Source organism: Afipia sp. GW822-FHT04G07, from assembly GCF_058800765.1.
Genome location: NZ_JBXAMP010000001.1, coordinates 3,617,020 through 3,637,573 on the forward strand (window position 1 = coordinate 3,617,020; position 20,554 = coordinate 3,637,573).

Annotated in this window: 21 protein-coding genes; 18 read left to right on the forward strand and 3 right to left on the reverse strand. The window is 58.7% G+C overall.

The window, feature by feature from the left end; all coding sequences use genetic code 11:
* Positions 1-49: 49 nt before the first annotated feature.
* The 10 genes from AC1RKJ_RS17705 to AC1RKJ_RS17750 all read left to right on the forward strand — a co-directional run bounded on the left by AC1RKJ_RS17705 (position 50) and on the right by AC1RKJ_RS17750 (position 9,320).
* Positions 50-1,318, forward strand: a complete 1,269-nt coding sequence (locus AC1RKJ_RS17705; RefSeq protein WP_492792221.1) for an amino acid ABC transporter substrate-binding protein — start codon at positions 50-52, stop codon at positions 1,316-1,318.
* A gap of 43 nt (positions 1,319-1,361) precedes the next feature.
* A complete protein-coding gene (locus AC1RKJ_RS17710) occupies positions 1,362-2,225 on the forward strand; it encodes a branched-chain amino acid ABC transporter permease (RefSeq protein ID WP_492792222.1) in 864 nt (287 codons plus the stop codon).
* 43 nt (positions 2,226-2,268) lie between these two features.
* Entirely contained in the window at positions 2,269-3,225 is a 957-nt protein-coding gene (locus AC1RKJ_RS17715) for a branched-chain amino acid ABC transporter permease (RefSeq protein ID WP_492792223.1), read from the forward strand.
* Positions 3,218-3,928 (forward strand): ABC transporter ATP-binding protein, encoded by a 711-nt coding sequence (locus tag AC1RKJ_RS17720; protein ID WP_492792224.1) that lies wholly within the window; start codon positions 3,218-3,220, stop codon positions 3,926-3,928. Before AC1RKJ_RS17715 ends, AC1RKJ_RS17720 begins: the two co-directional genes overlap by 8 nt.
* Positions 3,867-4,682 carry an ABC transporter ATP-binding protein gene (locus AC1RKJ_RS17725; RefSeq protein ID WP_492792225.1) on the forward strand — a complete coding sequence of 272 codons (816 nt, stop codon included), beginning with the start codon at positions 3,867-3,869 and terminating at the stop codon, positions 4,680-4,682. Before AC1RKJ_RS17720 ends, AC1RKJ_RS17725 begins: the two co-directional genes overlap by 62 nt.
* Positions 4,683-4,763: 81 nt before the next feature.
* On the forward strand, positions 4,764-5,603 hold the full coding sequence (locus AC1RKJ_RS17730) for a MaoC/PaaZ C-terminal domain-containing protein (protein ID WP_492792226.1): 840 nt from the start codon (positions 4,764-4,766) through the stop codon (positions 5,601-5,603).
* A 42-nt stretch (positions 5,604-5,645) separates the two neighbouring features.
* The gene (locus AC1RKJ_RS17735) at positions 5,646-6,665 is read left to right on the forward strand and encodes a phosphotransferase family protein (protein WP_492792227.1); all 1,020 of its coding nucleotides are present in this window, start codon (positions 5,646-5,648) and stop codon (positions 6,663-6,665) included.
* A gap of 70 nt (positions 6,666-6,735) precedes the next feature.
* Complete coding sequence (locus tag AC1RKJ_RS17740; protein ID WP_492792788.1) at positions 6,736-7,020, forward strand: integrase core domain-containing protein; 285 nt, start codon at positions 6,736-6,738, stop codon at positions 7,018-7,020.
* A gap of 543 nt (positions 7,021-7,563) precedes the next feature.
* A complete protein-coding gene (locus tag AC1RKJ_RS17745) occupies positions 7,564-7,986 on the forward strand; it encodes a DUF2231 domain-containing protein (protein WP_492792228.1) in 423 nt (140 codons plus the stop codon).
* 11 nt (positions 7,987-7,997) lie between these two features.
* Positions 7,998-9,320, forward strand: coding sequence for a PQQ-dependent sugar dehydrogenase (locus tag AC1RKJ_RS17750; RefSeq protein ID WP_492792229.1), 1,323 nt, complete (start codon positions 7,998-8,000; stop codon positions 9,318-9,320).
* A gap of 245 nt (positions 9,321-9,565) precedes the next feature.
* On the opposite strand, the gene AC1RKJ_RS17755 is transcribed toward AC1RKJ_RS17750, so the two are convergent.
* Together AC1RKJ_RS17755 and AC1RKJ_RS17760 are read right to left on the reverse strand one after the other, a co-directional pair.
* Positions 9,566-10,225 (reverse strand): trimeric intracellular cation channel family protein, encoded by a 660-nt coding sequence (locus AC1RKJ_RS17755; protein ID WP_492792230.1) that lies wholly within the window; start codon positions 10,223-10,225, stop codon positions 9,566-9,568.
* Positions 10,226-10,242: 17 nt separating this feature from the next.
* Positions 10,243-11,505, reverse strand: coding sequence for a M20 family metallopeptidase (locus tag AC1RKJ_RS17760; RefSeq protein WP_492792231.1), 1,263 nt, complete (start codon positions 11,503-11,505; stop codon positions 10,243-10,245).
* Positions 11,506-12,271: 766 nt separating this feature from the next.
* Here AC1RKJ_RS17760 and AC1RKJ_RS17765 point away from each other — a divergent pair.
* Positions 12,272-12,541, forward strand: coding sequence for a hypothetical protein (locus AC1RKJ_RS17765; protein ID WP_492792789.1), 270 nt, complete (start codon positions 12,272-12,274; stop codon positions 12,539-12,541).
* Here the strand turns inward: AC1RKJ_RS17765 and AC1RKJ_RS17770 are convergent.
* Positions 12,451-13,089 (reverse strand): TetR/AcrR family transcriptional regulator, encoded by a 639-nt coding sequence (locus AC1RKJ_RS17770; RefSeq protein WP_492792232.1) that lies wholly within the window; start codon positions 13,087-13,089, stop codon positions 12,451-12,453. The genes AC1RKJ_RS17765 and AC1RKJ_RS17770 overlap by 91 nt on opposite strands.
* A 282-nt stretch (positions 13,090-13,371) precedes the next feature.
* Between AC1RKJ_RS17770 and AC1RKJ_RS17775 the strand changes: the two genes are divergently transcribed.
* Genes AC1RKJ_RS17775 through AC1RKJ_RS17805 form a run of 7 tightly spaced genes read left to right on the forward strand, consistent with a single transcriptional unit; the run spans position 13,372 to position 20,508 of the window.
* Positions 13,372-14,229 carry a hypothetical protein gene (locus tag AC1RKJ_RS17775; RefSeq protein WP_492792233.1) on the forward strand — a complete coding sequence of 286 codons (858 nt, stop codon included), beginning with the start codon at positions 13,372-13,374 and terminating at the stop codon, positions 14,227-14,229.
* Positions 14,226-15,110, forward strand: coding sequence for a branched-chain amino acid ABC transporter permease (locus AC1RKJ_RS17780; RefSeq protein ID WP_492792234.1), 885 nt, complete (start codon positions 14,226-14,228; stop codon positions 15,108-15,110). Before AC1RKJ_RS17775 ends, AC1RKJ_RS17780 begins: the two co-directional genes overlap by 4 nt.
* Positions 15,111-15,113: 3 nt before the next feature.
* Entirely contained in the window at positions 15,114-16,169 is a 1,056-nt protein-coding gene (locus tag AC1RKJ_RS17785; RefSeq protein WP_492792235.1) for a branched-chain amino acid ABC transporter permease, read from the forward strand.
* On the forward strand, positions 16,162-16,878 hold the full coding sequence (locus tag AC1RKJ_RS17790; RefSeq protein WP_492792236.1) for an ABC transporter ATP-binding protein: 717 nt from the start codon (positions 16,162-16,164) through the stop codon (positions 16,876-16,878). The genes AC1RKJ_RS17785 and AC1RKJ_RS17790 overlap by 8 nt, the downstream gene beginning before the upstream one ends.
* Entirely contained in the window at positions 16,871-17,572 is a 702-nt protein-coding gene (locus tag AC1RKJ_RS17795) for an ABC transporter ATP-binding protein (RefSeq protein WP_492792237.1), read from the forward strand. The genes AC1RKJ_RS17790 and AC1RKJ_RS17795 overlap by 8 nt, the downstream gene beginning before the upstream one ends.
* A 42-nt stretch (positions 17,573-17,614) precedes the next feature.
* Positions 17,615-18,868 carry an ABC transporter substrate-binding protein gene (locus AC1RKJ_RS17800; protein WP_492792238.1) on the forward strand — a complete coding sequence of 418 codons (1,254 nt, stop codon included), beginning with the start codon at positions 17,615-17,617 and terminating at the stop codon, positions 18,866-18,868.
* A 29-nt stretch (positions 18,869-18,897) separates the two neighbouring features.
* Positions 18,898-20,508 (forward strand): AMP-binding protein, encoded by a 1,611-nt coding sequence (locus AC1RKJ_RS17805; RefSeq protein WP_492792239.1) that lies wholly within the window; start codon positions 18,898-18,900, stop codon positions 20,506-20,508.
* Positions 20,509-20,554 lie beyond the last annotated feature (46 nt).

The window sequence follows — 20,554 nt, forward strand, 5'->3', positions numbered from 1 at the left end:
TCAGCAAACAGCGCAGATGAACTTAGAAAATATCATGGGGAGTTGTTTCATGGCTGATAAGCTCAATCTGACGCGACGCAGTGTACTTGGCTCCGGCGTTGGCGCGCTCTATCTCGCAGCAAGACCCGCAGAGGCGCAGTCTCTTCCGCCGCTCCGGATCGGATTCGGTATTGCGTTATCGGGCGGTCTGGCAGTTTTTGGCAAAATCGCACTTCTGACCTGGCAAATCTGGGCGGAAGAGGTGAACAGCAAGGGCGGCATCCTGGGCCGCAAGGTCGAGTTCGTCTTCTATGACGATCAAAGCAGTCCCGCGACCGTGCCGGCGATCTACGCCAAGTTGCTTGATATCGACAAAGTCGATCTCGTGATTTCCGGCTATGCAACCACGCAGATTGGCGCGGCGATGCCAACGATCATTCAGCGCAAGAAAATCTTCATGGCGCTTTTCTCCTTGAACGGAAACGAACGGTTCAAGTATCCCGGCTTTTTCCAGATGCAGCCGAATGGTTCGAAGGCCAAGTACGAATTTTCCCGTGGCTTCCTGCAAACGGCGATGACACTGACACCGAAGCCGAAAACCCTTGCTCTCGTCGGAGCCGACGTCGAGTTTGTCAAAACGGCATTCGAAGGCGCACGCGAAAACGCGAAGGAGTTGGGAATCGACATCGTTTTCGAGCGGACCTATCCGCCGAATGCGATCGAATTCAGTTCGATCATTCGCTCGGTCAAGGCAACAAAACCAGATCTGATTTACGTCGGCTCATATCCTCCGGATAGCGCGGGGTTGATCCGGGCGGCTCATGAAGTCGGCCTGTCCGCAAGACTGTTCGGGGGCGGCATGATTGGTCTGGGGTCGGCTGCGCTCAAGACCCAACTCGGTCCATTGCTCAACGGCGTTGTCTCCTATGATCTTTATGTTCCGGAGCCAACGATGGACTTCCCGGGCCTGAAGGAAGTATTGGCCAAGTATCAGGCACGCGCGCAAAGCGAAGGTCTCGACCCTCTCGGATTCTACATCGTTCCGCTCGCCTATGCAGAGATTCAGATCCTGGAACAGGCCATCAAGGCGGTCGGATCCGTCGAAGACGCCAAACTTATCGACTACGTGCGGAAAACGACATTTCAAACGATTGCAGGCGAAATCAAGTTTGACGGCATGGGTGAATGGGCAGAGCCACGAGCCTTGCTTGTTCAGTACCAGGGTGTCACCGGCAACAACGTCGACCAGTTCAAGGAGGCGGGGAAGCAGGCCATTCTCTATCCGCCGAAATTCAAGTCAGGAAATGCGGTTTCGCCATTCACGGCCGGAAATCCCTAACCTCACGACGCAAAATCTGTCGCTGACCTAGAAAGAGAAGAGCATGGATCTGCTGGTCAATGCCATCTTGGCGGGAATTCTGCTAGGCGGCTTTTATGCCGCGCTCGCGATCGGCGTGACCATTTCATTTGGCATGCTCGACATCGTCAATATCGCGCACCCAGGATTTATTATCCTGGGTGCGTTCCTTGCCTATCTCGGCTGGTCGACATACGGCATCGATCCCTTCGTCTCGGCGGTTGCGCTGCTCCCGATCGGCTTTCTCATCGGCTGTGCTTTTTACCGTATCTACTACTATTGTTTTGAACGGCGCGGTGAGGAAGCCCTGCAAGGCCTGGCTTTCTTCTTCGGCGCGCTGTTTATCATTGAAGTCAGCCTGCTTTTGATGTTCGGCGTGGATTACCGTCAGGTGAGCGCGCCTTACGTCGGACCGGTGGTGGAATTCGGGTTCGTCTCGCTTCCTTGGCGCATGATCATTCCGTTTGTCATCGGCGTCGCGATGGTCGTTGCGATGCAGGTGTTTCTCAAACGGACATACATTGGACGCGTCATTCTCGCGGTATCTCAGGACGTGCAAGCGGTTCGCCTCGTGGGAGCCAATCCCACGAGGATCAAGGAAATCGCATTCGGACTGGCGATCGCGACGGGGATGGTCGCCGGCGTTCTCCTGATCATGATTCAGCCGGTTGAGCCGTCAATTGGCCGTGAGTTCATCGGACGCAGTTTTGCAATCTGCGTTCTTGGTGGAATGACCAGTGTTTGGGGAACGCTGATAGCTGCGATCGTCCTCGGCGTGGTCGAAGCCATCACATCGACTTACTTCGGCCCATCGTGGTCGCCGGCGGTGGCCTTCGGTGTCCTGCTGCTGACTCTGGCATTTCGCCCCGCTGGGCTGTTCGGCCGATGACGGAGATATGAATATGACCATGGTCGCCGATCGAAAAGCCGGGATGAGATGGCCACGTGGCTTGATAGCTGTCTGCGTGATCTATGTCGTTCTTGTCGTATCCGTAATAGCGACGGGGCAACCCCATCATGAGTACGCCTATCTCGCGGGATACACGGTGCTGCAATACATCCTGCTCGCGACAGCCTGGAATATTCTCGGCGGTTATGCGGGCTATGTGAATTTCGGATCGGCAGGCTTCTTTGCGCTGGGATGCTATACCACCGTGGCGCTGCATGAACTGTACGACGCGCCTCTCTATGTCACGATACCGGTCGCAGCGTTTGTCTGCGGTCTGATTGGATTGGGAACCGGATATCTGACGTTGCGTTTGCGCGGCGTGTTTTTCTCCATCGCGACCCTTGCTCTCGCAGTTGTCCTGCAGACGCTGATCGTTCATTGGTCGCTGGTTGGCGGAGCCAGAGGTGTGTTTATCCTGCGCCCTGAACCACCCGCAGGATTCATCATCTATTCTCAGGCGCTGCTGGTGATCATGGCGTCGTTGGCGCTGTTCGGCATTCTGATGGCGTGGATGATCGAAAATTCATGGATTGGTAAGGGGCTCGCAGCGATCCGTGATGACGAACTGGCGGCCGAAGCGAATGGTGTCCCAAGCCTTCGCATGAAGCTTCTCGCGACGACGTTGAGTGGAGCCTTGATGGGAATCGCGGGTGCTCCCTACCCATACTTCGTCACATACGTCGAGCCGACATCGGCGTTCAGTCTGGTCATTGCCATCAACACGATCGCAATGCCTCTTATCGGAGGCATGGCCGCCTGGTGGGGGCCGGTGATAGGCGCAATACTGCTCGGAAGCGTGCAGCAGATCTTGACGGTCACGATCTCATCTGCCGCGAACCTTCTCGTTGTCGGCTTGCTTCTCGTGATTTTTGTCGCGGTCGCTCCCGGTGGAATTGTGAGTCTGGTCCGCCGCCACTGGAAAGGGGGATCTCGTGCTTGAGGCAACTGGCATTACAAAAAAGTTTGGCGGTTTTGTCGCATTAGACAACGTCGATCTCAAAATCGGCGCCGGAGAACGGCTTGCGCTTATCGGACCGAACGGATCCGGCAAGAGCACGTTCGTGAACTGCATTGCCGGTACATTTTCGGCTTCGAGTGGGTCGGTCCGTTTTCTGGATGAGGAAATATCCGAACTGGCCAGTTGGCAACGTGCCCGGCTCGGCATCGCGCGCAGTTTTCAGATACCGCGCCCGTTTCGGGGATTGACGGTTCAGGAAAATGTGGAAATCCCGCTGATGTTCTCCCGAAAAAGGGAAGGTCTGAACGACGCTGGGTGGGATGCGCAAGCCGCGCTAGACAGTGTTGGTCTTGGCTCCAAATCCCGGCATTCGCCGACATCACTGACCCAGGTCGAACTTCGCAAGCTGGAGCTTGCCCGCGCCCTGGCTTGCAGCCCGCGTATTCTGATCGCTGACGAGGTGATGGCGGGCCTGTCGGACGCCGAGATCGACGAAATTCTGGAATTGCTCGTCCGCCTGAACGCATCGGGGATAGCGGTTCTGATGATCGAACACATCATGAGGGCGGTGATCAAGTTCTCCCACCGTATCGCAGTGCTCGTGGCGGGCAAGAAAATCGCGGATGGTGAGCCTAGATTGGTCATGCGTCATCCCGAAGTGGTGGGAGCATATCTTGGGAAGTAGCATCAGCGTCAAAAACCTGTCGGCCGGCTATGGCTCCGTGAAGATACTGTCGAACGTCTCGATGGAGGTAAGAAACGGAGAGACCGTGGCGCTGCTCGGCACAAATGGAAATGGCAAGAGCACGCTGATCAAGTGCATCACCGGGCAGTTGCGACCCACGTCGGGATCCGTTACGGCGCAATTCGGGTCGCAATCAGTCGAACTCAGCGGCCTGGCCGCCGAGGAAGTTGTGGATCTTGGAATCGCACTCGTTCCGGAAGGGCGCAGGCTGTTTCCAAAACTGACCGTCGAGGAGAACCTTCTGCTGGGAGCCTATCGGCCGGAAGCCAGACGCCGACAGCCGGACAGCCTTGCCTTCTGCTATGAGACGTTTCCAAGGCTGCTTGAGCGGCGGCAGCAACTCGCCGGCAGCATGAGCGGCGGCGAACAGCAGATGCTGGCTATTGGCCGCGCGTTGATGACTTGCCCGACGATCCTGATCGTTGATGAGCCGTCTGTTGGACTCTCACCTGCGCTTGTTATGCGGACGATCGAGATGATTGGCGGTCTCAAGGAAAGGCTGGGTCTCACGGTCCTGATGGCTGAGCAAAACTTCGAGCAGACAATTCGCATCGCAAACCGCGGATATGTAATGGTTCACGGAGAGATCGCGCTTACCGCCGACCGACCGGAAGAACTCATCAACAGCGACCTCGTCCGAAAACTGTATCTGGGGTTCGACGATCAAGACCTGTTTGGGCCGGATGAACCATAAGACATGTTCAAAGGCAAGAAAGTTTCAGAGTGTCACGTTGGCGAGATCGCAGCGACGCTCATAACATGAAAAACCCGGCATATGTCTCGTTACGATGATCTTCTGGGCTTCCAGTTTCCGGAGGTCGAACACACCTATCAAGTTCGCGACACAATTATTTATGCGCTCGGTGTGGGAGCGGGCCGGGATTCCAGTGAGCTCCCGTACGTCTATGAGGAAGGTTTGCGGGTCTTGCCCTCGATGGCGGTGATGCTTGCATATCCCGGCTTCTGGTACCGCGATCTCAATCCTGGCCTCGATTTCGTGAGGACGGTTCATGCGTCGGAGCGGTTTGAAATTCATCACGCTTTGCCCCCTGCGGCGACTGTTCTGGCCCGGCCTCGTATCACCGCAATTTATGACAAGGGGCCGGGGCGGGGCGCACTGATCGTCAGCGAGCGCACAATTCAGGAAAAAGAGTCCGGGGTACCCTTGGCAACGGTTACCCAAACGGCATTTTGCAGGGGAGATGGCGGTATGGGTGGGCCGCTGCTGCCGCCGCCAGCACCGCATCTTATTCCCGGACGGTCGCCGGACCGTGTTGTTATGGCATGCATCGATCGCCGGGCTACGCAAATCTATCGCCTGAGCGGCGACTACAATCCATTGCATATCGATCCGGATTTCGCGAAGAAAGCCGGCTTCGCCAGACCGATTCTGCACGGACTTTCCACATACGGCCATATCGGTCGCGTGATCGACATGGCTTACGGAGCCAACGGTCAAAAGCGACTGACATGCATGGATTGCCGTTTTAGTTCTGTCGTCGTGCCCGACGATGAACTGACGATCAAGCTGTGGAGGGATGAAAGCCGCATCAGCTTTCAGGCGTTTGTCGGCGATCAAGTCGTAGTCGACAACGGCTATGCGTCGATTGGATGAGACCCGGCGACAATCTGATCAACGAACGGAGATAGCCGGTAGATGACTCGTTTCCCCAAACTCGATGCGTTTATCCGGTCGCGAATTTCCGATTTGACCGGCGAAATGTCATGCGAGCCGGTCTCAGGCGGACAATCCAATCCCACCTTCTTTGTAACTTATGGAAACAGAAGGCTGGTGCTCAGAAAAAAGCCCGATGGGGTGGTGTTACCCTCCGCGCATGCCATTGACCGGGAGTATCGTGTTCTCGATGCTCTCATTCGGGTTGGCTTGCCTGTTCCTCAAGTCCTGCTGTTTCATAAGTACGATGACGTGGTCGGTTCGCCATTCTACGTTATGGAGCGTATTGAAGGCCGTATATTCAGCGACAGCGAACTTGCTGCGGCTCCGCCGACACATCGCAAGGAAATGTATGGTTCTGCCGCCAGAACTCTGTCGGCCATTCACAGTGTCGACTATGAGTCAGCCGGACTTTCGACGTTTGGCAAACAGGGCGATTTCTTTGCGCGTCAGATTGCGCGGTGGACGCGACAATGGTCGCTATCCAAGACAAGGGAGATATCGGAGATCGGATTCCTTGCCGAATGGCTTCGGACGAATTGTCCACGCGATACGCGAACAACTATTGTTCATGGAGATTTCCGTATCGGCAATCTCATCTTCCATCCGAGTGAGCCCGTCGTTGTAGGTGTGCTCGATTGGGAGATGTCCACTCTCGGGCATCCAATGATCGATCTTGCGCATACGTGCGTCTATAGCTGGTACATACGCCCGGAAGAGTATGGCGGAGTCCTTGGGCTCGATCTGGCTGCCAAGGGGCTGCCCGATATGAATGAATTCTGTCGGACGTACTATTCTCTCTCTGATAGCACGGAGCGGCTGTGCGTTTTTCATCTTGTGTTGGCATTATTTCGAAACGCGGTGATCTTCGAAGGAATCGCGGCGCGCGCACTGGCTGGAAATGCAAGCTCTGACAATGCCGCAACGGTCGGAAGTCTGGCTCCTGTCTTCGCTAAACGAGCTGCAGAAATTATTGAGCAAGGAGAGATTCGTTTGGGATGAGGCTCCGCACTACATGATCCGCGATCGGGACCGGGTCTATGGTGCTGTTGTCACACGGCGATTATGCGCCATGGGCATCCGGGACAGGCCTACCGCACCAGCCTCGCCCTGCCAGAATGGCTTTGCCGAACGGTTGATTGGATCGATCCGACGCGAGTGCATCGACCATATCATCGTTTTGAATGAAGCGCATTTGCTCCGAATTCTGAAGAAATATGCTGCGTACTATAACGAACTGAGGACCCATCGATCGCTCAATAAGGATACGCCGGTCTCTCACTCGGTTCAGCGCACGGGAAGCATTAGATCAATTGCACTCCTCGGCGGACTTCATCACCGCTACATCCGAGTTTAGGTTTTCGGTACACACAGACTGGAACTGGATTGGGTCGGCGTGTGCTGGGACGCCGATCTGCGTGCGATCGATGGAAGCTGACATTTGAACTTTGCTCAGTGCTGACATTTTAGCTTTGCTGCTACAACGACCATTCGCGTAATGACGCGTTATGAAATGAATCGGTGGAGCGCCTTCCCTCACCGGTAGCACTCGCGTATTTCACGTTTCAGCTTGACGTAACTCGTTCACTTGCCAACAAGGCGTATTTGTCCGCCACGGGATGAAGGCGGCGCAGCCTCCGCCGGATCCGACCGATTAGTTCGCCGATCATGAGAAAGGCGTCGCTCGACTTCCAAGCATCCTGCACCTCGGCAACGGCTTTGAGCAGCGGTGAAGAGCAGCTTTCCTTCTCCAGCTAGCATTACCTTTTTGGCGGTCCCTGACGCGTATCGCGCGAGCCGAAAGACACCTCCGCTCCGCACGAAAACGGAAGACGGTTGTCGTCGCCCGGCTTCCGTGCAAAAATCGCACTTAATTGGTCGAAGTAAACGGGAGGAAGACATGGCGCAGCCAATTGGCACGAGCCACATGCATAAGCCGCTGCACCCGTTTTTCGTTGGACTGGGTGGCGCGTTGCTCATGGCCGCTCTGTTCACCGATTATATGTACACGAGCAACTCGCTGATGCAGTGGGCCAACTTTTCTGTTTGGCTGATCACTGGGGGTCTCGTGCTGGCGCTGATCGCCACGATTTTCCTGGTAATTGACTTCGCGCTCGGGAGAGCCGGGCCGATCCGTTGGTTCGATTTTGGTTTGGTCGGGGCTGCCGCAATTCTTTCGCTGGTCAACGTCTTCGTTCATACGCGAGATGCGTGGACCTCGGTTGTCCCGACCGGCATTACCCTATCAATCATCGTTACGATCCTGTTGCTTGCCGCCGGTCTTCGAGGCTGGCGTGTTACCGCCGTCAAGACTGCGGGCTAAGGAGAAAGCAAATGATCGCGAATCGAGTTCGAACGGTTTCGGGACTGATGCTTTCCGCGCTGGTCTCCGCCTGTAGTGACCAAGGTGGCGATCCATCAAAACAATATGGACCGAATCCCGACCTTCCTGAAGCTCACCAGTATCTGGTGCCGCCCATGAGCGTACCGCAGGCGGTTGGCTGGAAGGACGGGGAAACGCCCACTGTCCCGGCTGGCATGCGCATCCAGGCGATGGCGACCGGACTGATGCATCCGCGCATCGTTTACCCATTGCCCAACGGCGATATTCTCGTCGTTGAAGCTAACGGTCCCGGCACCAAGCCATTCCGCCCCAAGGATTACATCTCAGGAAAAGTTAAGGCGCGCGCCGGTGCGTCCGACAAGGGCGGCAATCGCATCACTTTGTTGCGTGACGCCAATGGCGACGGCGTTCCGGAGATGGAGACTGTTCTGGTCGACCACCTGCACTCGCCGTACGGCGTCGCATGGGTGGCGGACACCTTGTATGTCGCCAACACCGACGCGATCATCGCCTTTCCGTTTACACCGGGACAGACGGAGATTACGGCGCCCGGCACAAAGCTTGCCGATTTGCCCGCAGGCCCGATCAACCACCACTGGACCAAGTCTATGGTGGCCAGCCCCGATGGGTCAAAGCTCTATGTCGGGGTCGGCTCTAACAGCAACATCACCGAGAATGGGATAGACATCGAAGAAGGGCGCGCGGCCATCTACGAGGTCGATCGCCTGACGGGGGCCAAGCGCCTTTTCGCGACCGGAACACGCAATCCGACCAACCTCGCCATCCAGCCTGGAACGGGGCAATTGTTCGCTGTAGTCAACGAGCGGGACGAGATCGGGCCGGATCTGGTTCCGGATTATCTATCGTCCATCAAGGACGGCGGTTTCTACGGCTGGCCCTATAGCTATTGGGGACAGCACTTGGACGAACGCGTCCATCCGCAGGATCCTGCGATGGTGGCGAAGGCGATCAAGCCGGACTACGGCCTCAGCTCCCATGTTGCGGCACTCGGCCTCGCATTCAGTCAAGGAGAAACGCTGTCACCGGCATTCGCCGATGGCGCGTTTGTGGGCCAGCATGGCAGCTGGAACCGCGACCCGCTGAACGGCTACCAGGTGATCTTCGTTCCCTTCGTGAATGGACGGCCGAGCGGGATGCCCACCCCGGTGGTGACGAACTTCCTTGCACCGGATAAAAAAACGGTTCACGGGCGGCCGGTCGGCGTGGCGCTTGACCGGACCGGTGCTCTGGTCGTTGCTGACGATGTCGGGAACACGGTGTGGCGAGTCAGCCACTCTGTTGACGGTAAATGAGCGTCCAATGACGCATTGATCCGGCCGTGGCTCGATCGTCGCAAGACAATTTGCAAATTCAGGCCGGCGCATTTCGCGGCCAGTTAGCGGCTGGATCATTGCGAACACAGAGGTCGAGCCGTAGCTGGGCACGCCTGTCGTGGTCGACGAGGTGGAAACCGTGTCCTCCTGCGTGGTGAAGCTCGCGGTGGGCACCGCGTTCGCCGGACGAGCCGACTTGAGCATGAATCCCGAGGCGGTGTAGCCTAGCGCCTCCCGCCGGTCTTCGGGTCCTCCTTGCCGGGATCCTGTCGTTCGGCTCCTTTCGCGACCGGAAGGCGCCAACCGCGTATGATGGCCATGCCACGAAGCAGGAAGCATGAAATCAGCGCCACCGCCGTCACGGGACCGACGGGCAGCGACAGCACATGACCGATCACTACGATGGCCGCCGCCACCAGCGCCGCGACCGCATAAAGGTCGGCCCGGAGCACGGTGGGAATTTCGGCGAGCAGGAGGTCGCGCGCCATGCCCCCGCCGATCCCGGTGACCACCCCGAGCACCGTCGCCATCACCGGATTGAGCCCGAACGACAGAGCCTTTGACGAGCCTGCGACGGCGAAGAGCGCGAGTCCCGCCGCATCGAACACCAGCACCGCATTCGATACCCGCACGATCAGGGGAGAGAAGTAGAAGGTGATGAGGCCGGCGAGCAGCGAAACGCCGAGATAGCGCCAGTCGCCGACCGCCCCGGGCGGCACCGAGCCGATCAGGAGATCGCGGGTAATGCCTCCCGAATTGCCCGCCGCGAAGGACAAGACTAGGACGCCGAACAGGTCCAGCCCGCGCTTGGTTCCCGCCAGCGCCCCACTGAGCGCGAACACGAAAGTGCCGGCCAGATCGAGTGCGATAGGCAGCTTGTCCATAACTCGGCTTCCTGCCCCTAGGCCGGCAACCAGGCGCGGGCCGCCACCACCAGCGCTTCAACCCCGGTCTCCAGTGTCGGATGGAGAACGGGCGCGAACTTCGGGCTATGGTTAACCGGCAGCTCGTTAAGCCTGTTGGCCACTTTGGCCTTCGCATAGATATCTGGATCGGTGCCGCCGACGAACCAGAAAACGGAAGGAACGTGCCATTCAGCCCCGAACGATCCGAAGTCCTCGCTGGCCGGAGCCGGCCCCGTCGCCCGCACACGCTCGGCACCGAAGTGCCCTCGGAACGCGTCCACGACCCGGCTGGTAGCCTCCTGATTGTTCACGTTCAGAGGGTAGTGGTCGAGGGTCGTGATCTCCGGCGGTCGCGGCGCTCCCGAAGCGGCCGCTTCGGCGTTGGCGATCCGTTCGATCGCGGCCAGGACGCGCGTGCGCACTCCGGCGTCGAAGGTCCGGACGTTCAGCTTGATGATCGCCTCATCCGGAATGACATTTTCCTTCGTACCGGCCTGTAGGACTCCCACGGTCAGAACGGCGGCTTCGGCGGCAGCCACTTCGCGTGAGACGATGGTCTGCAGCCGCAGCACGGTCGAAGCGGCCATGACGACGGGGTCGATGCTGGCCTGCGGCATCGAACCGTGCGCACCGCGTCCGAACAGACGGATCTGCAGACTGTCCGCTGCCGAAGTGATCGCGCCGGCGCGACCTGCAACGGTTCCCGCTGGTCCCACCATGACGTGCTGACCGAGTATGACGTCGGGTTTGGGAAAGCGCTTGAACAGACCGTCATCGATCATCGCCTGTGCGCCTTCGGCCGTCTCTTCCGCCGGCTGAAAGACCGCCATGAGCGTGCCCCGCCATGAGCTCTTGGCGTCCGCCATCAGCTTGGCGGCTCCCGCAAGCCAGGTGACGTGCATGTCGTGGCCGCACATGTGCGACACGGGGACTGTATTGCCGTCGCGATCGGTTGCGGTCGCCTTGCTCGCGTAGGGGAGCCCGGTCGCTTCCTGAACGGGCAACGCGTCCATGTCGGCGCGCAGCATGACGGTCGGCCCTTCGCCGTTGCGAAGGAGCCCCACCACCCCCGTCTTGCCGACTCCGGACGTCACTTCGAAGCCAGCCGAGGTAAGCCGATCGGCCGCCAACTTCGCGGTACGCGTCTCCTGCATCGATAGTTCGGGATGGGAGTGCACATCCTTGTACAGGTTGGCCAGTTCGGGAAGTAGGGCGCCGAGATTGCGCAGCGCCGGATCAGGCGAGCTGTTGGCGTTCATGGAAGTCTCCATCGCAGGGATTGTGAGCCCCGGTTCGGCCATGTCGGTCGAGGTCCACTTGTACACGACGGATGGTTAGATGTCAGGTCAACTGACGCATCCTGGACGGCCGAACTACGCACCAGGCACTGGTTCGCTCATATCGGCCGCCTCCGCGCAACAGAGCGATCCGAAAGTGAAGCGGCAACGTTCACACACCACGCCTCTGCAGCAGACGGCCAAGCCGCAACCAGTCGCACGTCCGCACATCGCCACGTCCTGTTCTGAATTCGGCGCGGGCTTTGTGCGCATGCCGAGGTCGGATAGTTGCATCCGCGTGGGCGGATCAATCGGCGCAGGCGTTGGGATGCCGCACTGATCGCAAATGGGCGATTCCGCCTTGGTCCAAAGCGGTAAGAAAGGATTTCTGCGCCAATGGAGCAATAAGGCCGCCAGACTTCAGTTACGCCGGCCGCGATGCGGCCACTTCTTGCGCGGGTGAACCCCGGGCGAGCCCACATAGGGCTCGCTATACGATTTCCGGTAGCGCTTGCGCGATTCCTCGAGGGCCCGCTGATAGCCCGGCGAGCGACTCGAAGGAGCACTCGGGCAGGACTTCTTTAGTTAAGCCCGGAAAATAGCCAACTTCATCGCCTTGCCTGGGTTGAACAACACATCCGAGGAAGCACTCATGCCAACCTTTCACGCTCACATTCCAGCTCAAAAGTTCTCTAGCGAAGAGAAGAGGGCTTTGGCGGATGCATTAAATTTAGCTCTTCATGAAGCCATGGGTACGCCTATGGATGACCGTTTCGTGATCATCAGTGAACACGAGGACGATGAATTCTTCATTCATCCGACTTTTTCCTGGCATAAAGAAATCCGCCAGACGCATGATCGTCACGCCGAGTTTTTCAAGCCAGTTGCGAACCACCTTGGCCGTCATCTCCGCGCCGCAGTCGCGGATCACCGGAAGAGGGGCGTTACGCCCGCGGGCAGAGCCGCATTCTTGCCCAAGCCACCGATCAGAAGATCGGCCGTGCCACGTGCAACTTGATCGACAGTCCACGATCCATCGGATCTGTACCATTTGGTGACCCAGTTGGCCGCGCCGGTGATGCAGAAGACCGCAAATTTTGGATCGCAGTTGTTGATTGTTCCATCCGCAATACCATTCGCGACCACATTCCTGAGGTCGCGTTCGAACTCATCTCGCTTCTCGATCACCCGTTGCAGTTGTTCCTCACTCAGCGACCGCTCTTCGAGAATGACGACGCTGAGGCTGTCTGCACCGATGATGGAAGCGATGTAATCGCTGATGCTTCGGCGCAGGCGCTCAATGCCTGGCAAGCTGTGGTCGCGACATACTGAATCAATCGCCTGCTGAGCCGCGGCCAGATGGCACTGGAAAAACAGTTCCTGTTTATTCTCGGCGTAGTTGTAGACGGTGGCCTTCGAAACGCCGAGCTGGTCGGCCACGTCGGTGAGCGATGTGCCGTGATAGCCGTTGCGGCGAAACGCTGCGGCCGCTTCACGATACAGGCTGTCCCGCTTCAACTCGCGTTGCTGCTGAGCATTTGGGACCGCTTTATTCCACTTCGTCATTGAAGACATGATCGGTCGCGCTGGATGGCCAGCTGTCCGCACAAGTGTGTCTTGCTCGTTCTCACCTTGGTTTCTCCACTGTCGATCGTACCGCTGCGAGCGTTAGAATCCCACGCTCGCTGGGTCGCTTGCCCCGCCATAGTCAATTTCTGCAACTCGCGGTCGGTGTTTGTCCACCCTAAATATGACCTGATGGTTTGTTAATTGACTTTAAAGTCAGAATGATGTCCATGGAATCTAAGTTTGCTGCGGGTGGCTAATTCCGCGTCCTGAGGGTAGGCAATGCAAGAAATCAAGGCCGTGCCGTTCGACGCTGTTGCTGCGCGATGGTCCGCAGCAGGCAGTCTCTATCAGCCGATGAAGATCGTCCATGATGCCGCCTATCAGGCGTTGCGACTTGGCGCTGCCGACGTCGATCCCAAGTTCTTTGGCGATTGGTGCGAGCCAGGACTGTTCGGCCTTGACTGCTTTTCGGCAATGGTCGCCGCCGGTCACGACATCGATGGCTATGTGTTCGTCGGACAGACGTGCAGGCAAATCTGTCCCATCAGGCTGGGTGAGGACGTTATTCTATCGGGGCATGTACGCGAATGCAGACCTGTGCGCGGTGGAGTATGCGTTGTTGACGTTTTTCGCGTGAGCAATGCGAGCGGGGCGGTGTGCTGGGAATCCGAATTGACGGGCTTTTTGGTCGATGAGACCGCTCGCCTCGCGGCGGGAGATGTCGATGCGCGGTTGGTCAAGCGTGACGCTGTCGCTGCTCCGGTGTGGCAACCTGTTCAGGAAAAGGTCCTAACGCCGCAGAAAGTGAGAGATTTTTCCGAGGATGTTGGAAACATCATTCATTTCGACGAAGAGTTTGCTCGTCAGCACGGTTTCCGGGCACCCTTAGCTCAGGGTGTCATGTCGGCCACTTGGCTACTGTCGACACTCTATCGCGACGCGATGCCGATGAGTTTTGATGTCGACATCCGCTACATGCGCCCTGTCTTCTGGGACTCTCCGGCCAGCTTATGGTCCGCGCGCGATAGCGATGGGCGTTTGGTCGCGGCACAGAGCCGCGATGAAAACGGCAAACCAACAGCCGATCTCATGGTTCGTTGGGTAAGCGATCACGCTCCAGGGCAGAGGGGCCGATGACCGCGATCATCGTCCAGCTGTTTATATCTGGCCTTCTTGTCGGCGGCATTTACGCCCTGATCTCTGTTGGCCTCACGCTCATCTTTGGCGTGTCGCGGATCAAGAATTTTGCTCAGGGCGACCTCGTCATGGTTGGGATGTACGCCGCCTATGCTCTGAATGCGTGGCTTGGTCTCGACGCATATCTCGCCATGCTGTTGGCTGTGCCATTGATGTTCGGGCTCGGTGTCGTGATCTCGGTCGTCATCATTCGTTCGATTCAGGGGGCGCCGCAGTTCGCCCAGATTTTCGCAACTGTCGGCCTCGGCCTCGTCCTTCAGAACGCCGCCTTGGCGATCTTCGGTGCGGACTTCCGCACCACCACATCGGTTTTCTCCGGCTCCGTGTTGCGCTTCTGGGGAATATCGCTGCCGGCCTCGCTCACTGTTGCATTCGTCGTTGCGCTGGCTGTGATCGCCTGTCTGGCTCTCTTCTTGCAGACATCAATGATGGGCAAGGCGATTCGCGCCGTTGCCCAGGATCGCCGGTCCGCCTCCTTGATGGGCATCGATGTTCGGCGCGTCGACATGCTGACTTTCGGCCTTGGCACCGCTTGCGCCGGACTTGCCGGTGCACTGCTGGCTCCGATGTTTCCGGTATTCCCGACCATCGGGGTCAACCTGGTCCTCATTGCATTTGTCGTCGTCGTGCTCGGCGGCCTCGGCAGTATTGGCGGCGCGCTGATCGGCGGCCTGTCGATAGGTCTGATCGAAACGCTCAGTGGCTTCTTCATCGGCTCGGAGATGCGACAGATCGCCTATTTCATCGTGTTCCTGCTGGTGCTGCTGCTGCGGCCGGCCGGCCTGTTTGGCCAGCGTGGCTCAGAAAAGCTGGGGGCCTGAATCATGACGCTGCAAAAATCGGCATCCCCAGGTTACATGCCGACACCCCGCGGCATTGCGGTCTTTGTCGCCATATTTGGTCCACTCCTGATCCTGACGCTGAACCTCGGTGACGCCTATTCGCTGCACTTCCTCTGGAAGATACTGTTCTGGGCGCTGGTCGCCGCGGCCTGGAACATCGGCGGCGGCTATGCCGGACAATTTTCGCTCGGCCATGCCGCATTCTTCGGAATTGGCGCCTATACCTCGACGCTGCTTAATCAGCACCTGGGTCTGACCCCGTGGATCGGCATGATTGTTGGCGGATTGCTCGCTGCGGTCTTCGCGACGCTGCTCGCAATGCTGACGTTGCGCCTGAAGGGGCCGTTCTTTGCGCTCGCTTCCATTGCTTTTGCCGAAGTCGTCCGTATCGTGGTTGTCAACTGGCGCTCGCTGACCGGTGGCTCGGAGGGAATCTCGATCCGCTTCACGCCGGGGCTTGAGAACATGATGTTCACAAGCCGTGCTTCCTCGGTCCTCATTGTGCTCGCGGCTGTCGCTGTTGTTTTCATTCTGACATCTGCGCTCGAGCGATCACCGTTCGGCTATCGGCTCGCGGCCATGCGTGAGGATGAAGAAGCCGCTGAGTCGCTTGGCATCGATACGAAACGTCTCAAAGTGCAGTCGATCGCGTTGTCCGCTTTCCTGACCGCGCTCGCAGGCGTGTTCTACGCGCAGTACATTTTGCTGATTGATCCGGATTCGATTCTCTCGACCGGACTTTCCGTTGAAATCGCGTTGATCTGCATCATCGGCGGCATGGGCACCGCGTTCGGGCCGCTGATCGGAGCCATCCTCATCGTTCCGCTCAGCGAGTATCTACGCGCGGAGTTCGCCGGCGGCCTTCAGGGGCTTTATCTCCTGGTCTACGGCGCGTTGCTGATTGTCATGGTGATTTTCATGCCGCTCGGCTTCGTGAGCGCGTTCCAGAATCCGCGCGCGACACTGAAGCGTCTGCGCGGTGTGATAGGGGGGCGCCGTCGTGCAAGGCGTCCGGCCATGGAGCGTGGCGATGCTTGAGATCCGGGGCATCAGCAAGAATTTCGGTGGCCTCAAGGCCGTCGACAACATCAGCCTCTCGATTGCAGAGGGTGAGATCGTCGGATTGATCGGGCCGAACGGCGCCGGAAAAACCACGCTGTTCAACTGTATCGCGGGTGCATTTCCACCGTCGTCAGGTCAGATCGAGCTGCGCGATCATGACCTGACCGGCTTGAGCGCGCACGGCGTATGTCGCGCGGGCCTTGCGCGCACGCACCAGATCGTCAAGCCGTTCGGTGGGCTGAGCGTCCTCGATAATGTGATCGTGGGCGCTCTCAATCAGACCGGCGACATGAAAAAGGCGCGCCAGATCGCCGAGGAGACCCTCGAACTTACGGGCCTTGCGCATCGCGCGCTTGACCAGGCGGCGTCTCTTCCGCTTCCCGGGCGCAAGCGTCTTGAGATTTCGCGCGCACTTGCAACCGGCCCGAAGGTGCTGCTGCTGGACGAAGTCATGGCCGGGCTCAATCCGACCGAGGTCGAGCAGGCGATCATGCTGATCCGCCGCATCAGGGACAGCGGTATCAGCCTTCTGGTGATCGAGCATCTGATGCGGGTGATCCTTTCCGTGTCCGACCGCATCGTCGTGATGCATCACGGTCAGAAGCTGGCCGAAGGGCTGCCCGACGACATCGTCAAGAATCCGGTGGTCATCAAGGCTTACTTGGGGGAAGAGTATAGTGCTTGAGGTCGTCGATCTTTATGCCTGGTACGGAGAAGTCGAGGCTCTTCACGGCGTCTCGCTGAATGTAGCGCAGGGCGAAGTGGTCGCCGTGATCGGCGCCAATGCAGCGGGCAAGACGACCCTGATTAACGCGATCAGCGGCGTGATTGAACGCGACGGCGTAATTCGCTTCGACGGCGAGGACATCACCGGCTGTGAGCCTCACGAGATCTCGCGGCGTCGGCTGGTGCAGGTCCCGGAGGGCCGTAGGCTGTTTCCCTTCATGTCGGTCCGGGAGAATCTTGACCTCGGATCATTCGCGCCGCATGCCCGTGCTCACGCGGCCGAGAATCTCGAGAAAATCTATGCGCTGATGCCCAAGCTTGCCGAACGCTCGACCCAGCTGGCCGGTTCGCTCAGCGGCGGTGAACAGCAAATGTGTGCGATCGGACGGGCGCTGATGGCAATGCCGCGCGCGATCATGTTCGACGAACCGACTCTCGGTCTCGCGCCGATCATGGTTGACACCGTTTTCAAGCTCGTTCGCGAAATCAAGAAGACCGGCGTGACGATCCTGCTCGTCGAGCAGAATGCCAAGCACGCGCTGGCGCTGTCGGATCGCGGCTACGTGTTGGAGAACGGTCGCGTCGTACTCCAGGGCGTCGCGAGCGAGCTGCTTCAGGACGCGCGGCTCAAGGAAGCCTATCTCGGCGGGTGAAGCGCCCGGATACGAAGTTAGAAAACAGAAAGGCGGAGGAATATGATGACGTGGCGTTACAAATTTGCAGGCGCGGTGTTTTCCGCGTTGTTTGCGGCGGGTTCCGCGCAGGCTGCCGACCCATTGAAGATCGGCGTTCTATTTCCCCTGAGCGGGCCGATGGCGCTGATTGGCAACGAGGCTTATCAGGCGGCTGAGGTCGCTCGCGACATCATCAACGAGCGTGGCGGCGTTCTTGGCCGCAAGGTCGAATTCGCCGTGGCTGACGCGCCGGATCCGAAGTCTGCCAATGCGGAAGCGACCCGTCTCATCATTCGTGAGAAGGTTCCGCTGATCGCGGGAAGCTATGCAAGCTCGCTGAGCCTCGCGGCCAGCGAGGTCGCAGAACGCGAAGGAGTCCTTTACTGGGAGACCGTCGCGGTTGCCGACAAGATCACGCGGCGCAATTATCAGAACATTGTGCGCACCACATTCAATGCGTCGATGATGGGTGAGACCGCAGCGGACTTCGCCAAGGAATTGGCCGCCAAGCTCGGCAAGGAGCCAAAGGCGCTCCGTATCGCCGTCATTTCCGAGGACTCCGAATTCGGTCAGTCGGTCGGTGATGCCGCAGCCGCGCGCGTCAAGACTCTCGGCCTGAATCTCGTTGCCAACGAGCGCTACAGCCGCACTGTAACCGATCTGTCCTCGCTCGTGTTGAAGCTGAAGTCGACCGAGCCGGACGTGATGATCGCGACGTCGTATCTGAACGATGGGGTCCTGTTCTGGCGTCAGGCCCGTGAACTCGATCTTAATGTCGACGCGATGATCGGCGTTGGGACCGGATATGCGTTGCCGGATTTTTTGACGGCGACCGGCAAGAACGCCGAAGGCATTTTCGATGTCGATGCTCCGAGCACGCCGAATGTCGCTGCTTTGCCACCTGCAACCCAGAAGACCTATGCGGAGTTTCTTGAGCGATTTCGCGCCAAGACCAAGCGCGATCCGGGCCCCCTGGCTTTGATTTCGTTCGGCGGCTTCTGGACCTTGTTCACCGAGGTGATTCCAAAAGCCGGATCTACCAATCTCGATGCTATGCGCAAGGCGGCTTACGCCCTCGACCTGCCCGCAGGGAGCCTGCTGACCGGTGCCGGCGTCAAGCTGAAGCCGCTCGGCGATCCGGATCAGGGACAGAACACACGTGCGCTTCCGACGCTGATGCAGTGGCAGAACGGCAAGCTGCAAGTCGTCTGGCCGAAGGATGTTGCCGGCGCCGAGATGGTGTCGGTGCCGCTGAAGAAATGGAGCGATCGCTGATCTCGGCGATCGATGTGCGCGGAAAGTCGATGGGTTTACTGCCTATGATGACACCGGTTGATCAGCTTAAGCGAGCGGTGGAACGGGCGCCCGACGCCCGTCTCCACTGGGGCGAGGCGAGCTATGGTTATGCGGAGCTGCTTGAACGCAGTCTGCGCTGCGCCAGCGGGCTCGCCCGTCTCGGCATAGGCAAGGGGGATCGCGTTGCCTTCTGGCTGCCGAACTGCCACGCCTATCTCGAACTCTTTTTCGCCTGCCAGCATATCGGAGCGATCTCGATTGCGGTGAACACGCGTTTCCGAAGCGCGGAGGCTCAGTCAATCCTGTCGCGGACCGAAGCGAAGGCGCTCGTCGTCTGGCCTCAGTTCAAGGACATTCCCTTCGCTCAGCTCCTCGCCGCGATGGATCAATCCTCGTTGCAGTCCCTGGAGAGCGTCGTTGTCTGCCATGGCGGCTGGCCGCCGGATGTTCCGATCGCGAAAACTGTCGTGCCTTACGAAAATTTTTCTTCTGAAGCGCTGCTGGCGAGCATCGCCACGCCACATCTCGATTGCGCGATCTTCTCGACATCGGGGACCACCAGCGCGCCGAAGTTTGCTATTCATCGCCAGGGCGCGGTTGCACGCCACGCCGAACAGACTGCTTTTGCATGTGGATATGACCGGGCCGGCACGCACCTGATGCAGGCGATTCCGTTCTGCGGGATATTCGGATTCAGCCAGATGATCGCAACCGTGGCTGCCGCCGCGTCGATGACGCTGCTCGACGTATTCGATCCCCTCGAGGCCGGCCGATTGATCCGGGAGCGTGGCATCCACCATGTCAATGGTCCCGACGATCTCCTGAAACGATTGCTCGACGTGTATCCGGCCGAAGAGCGGCCTTATCCGTCGCTGCGCAGTTGTGTCTATGCGGCCTTCAATCCGACGTTGGCTGATTTTCCCGCGGAAGCTGAACGGCGAGGCCTCCACCTTCTTGGTGCCTTCGGCATGACGGAGATATTCTCGTTTTTTTCGGTTCAGCCGTTTGATGCGCTACTGGACGTTCGTGCAGCTTCGGGCGGACTTACGGTCAATCCGAACGCACAATTGCGGACTCGTAGCCGCGAGACCGGCGAACTGCTTCCATTCGGCGAAGTCGGAGAACTGGAGATTCGATCCGATACGCTTTTCAGCAGCTATTTCCGCAATCCAGAAGCGACGCGGGATGCCTTTGGGCCGGATGGTTTTTTCCGCACCGGTGATCTGGGCTTTACGCGCGAGGACGGCACATTCCGTTTTCTCGGCCGTGCGGGCGACTTTCTTCGCCTTGGCGGCTTCCTGGTCAACCCGCTTGAGATCGAACAGATTCTCCAGCAGGAGCCGGCAATCGAGACCGCAGTCGTGGTCGAAGTGGCTACGGCGCGCGGTAACAAGCCCGTTGCTTTCGTTAAACTGCGCGCGGATCACACGCTTGAGGAAGCTAAAATGCGCGAACGGCTGAAGGCTGTCATGGCCGACTTCAAGGTGCCGGTCCGCTTCATCTCGGTGGCAACCTTTCCGGTCTCGCAAGGGCCGAATGGTGAGAAGATACAGCGGCTGAAATTGAAAGCCATGGCTGTAGATGCGATGGCTGCGGATACGGTGGCCGTCACATCATAAGCGCAGACATTCTCGCGGCTAGGCGCGACCACCCAGATACCTGGTT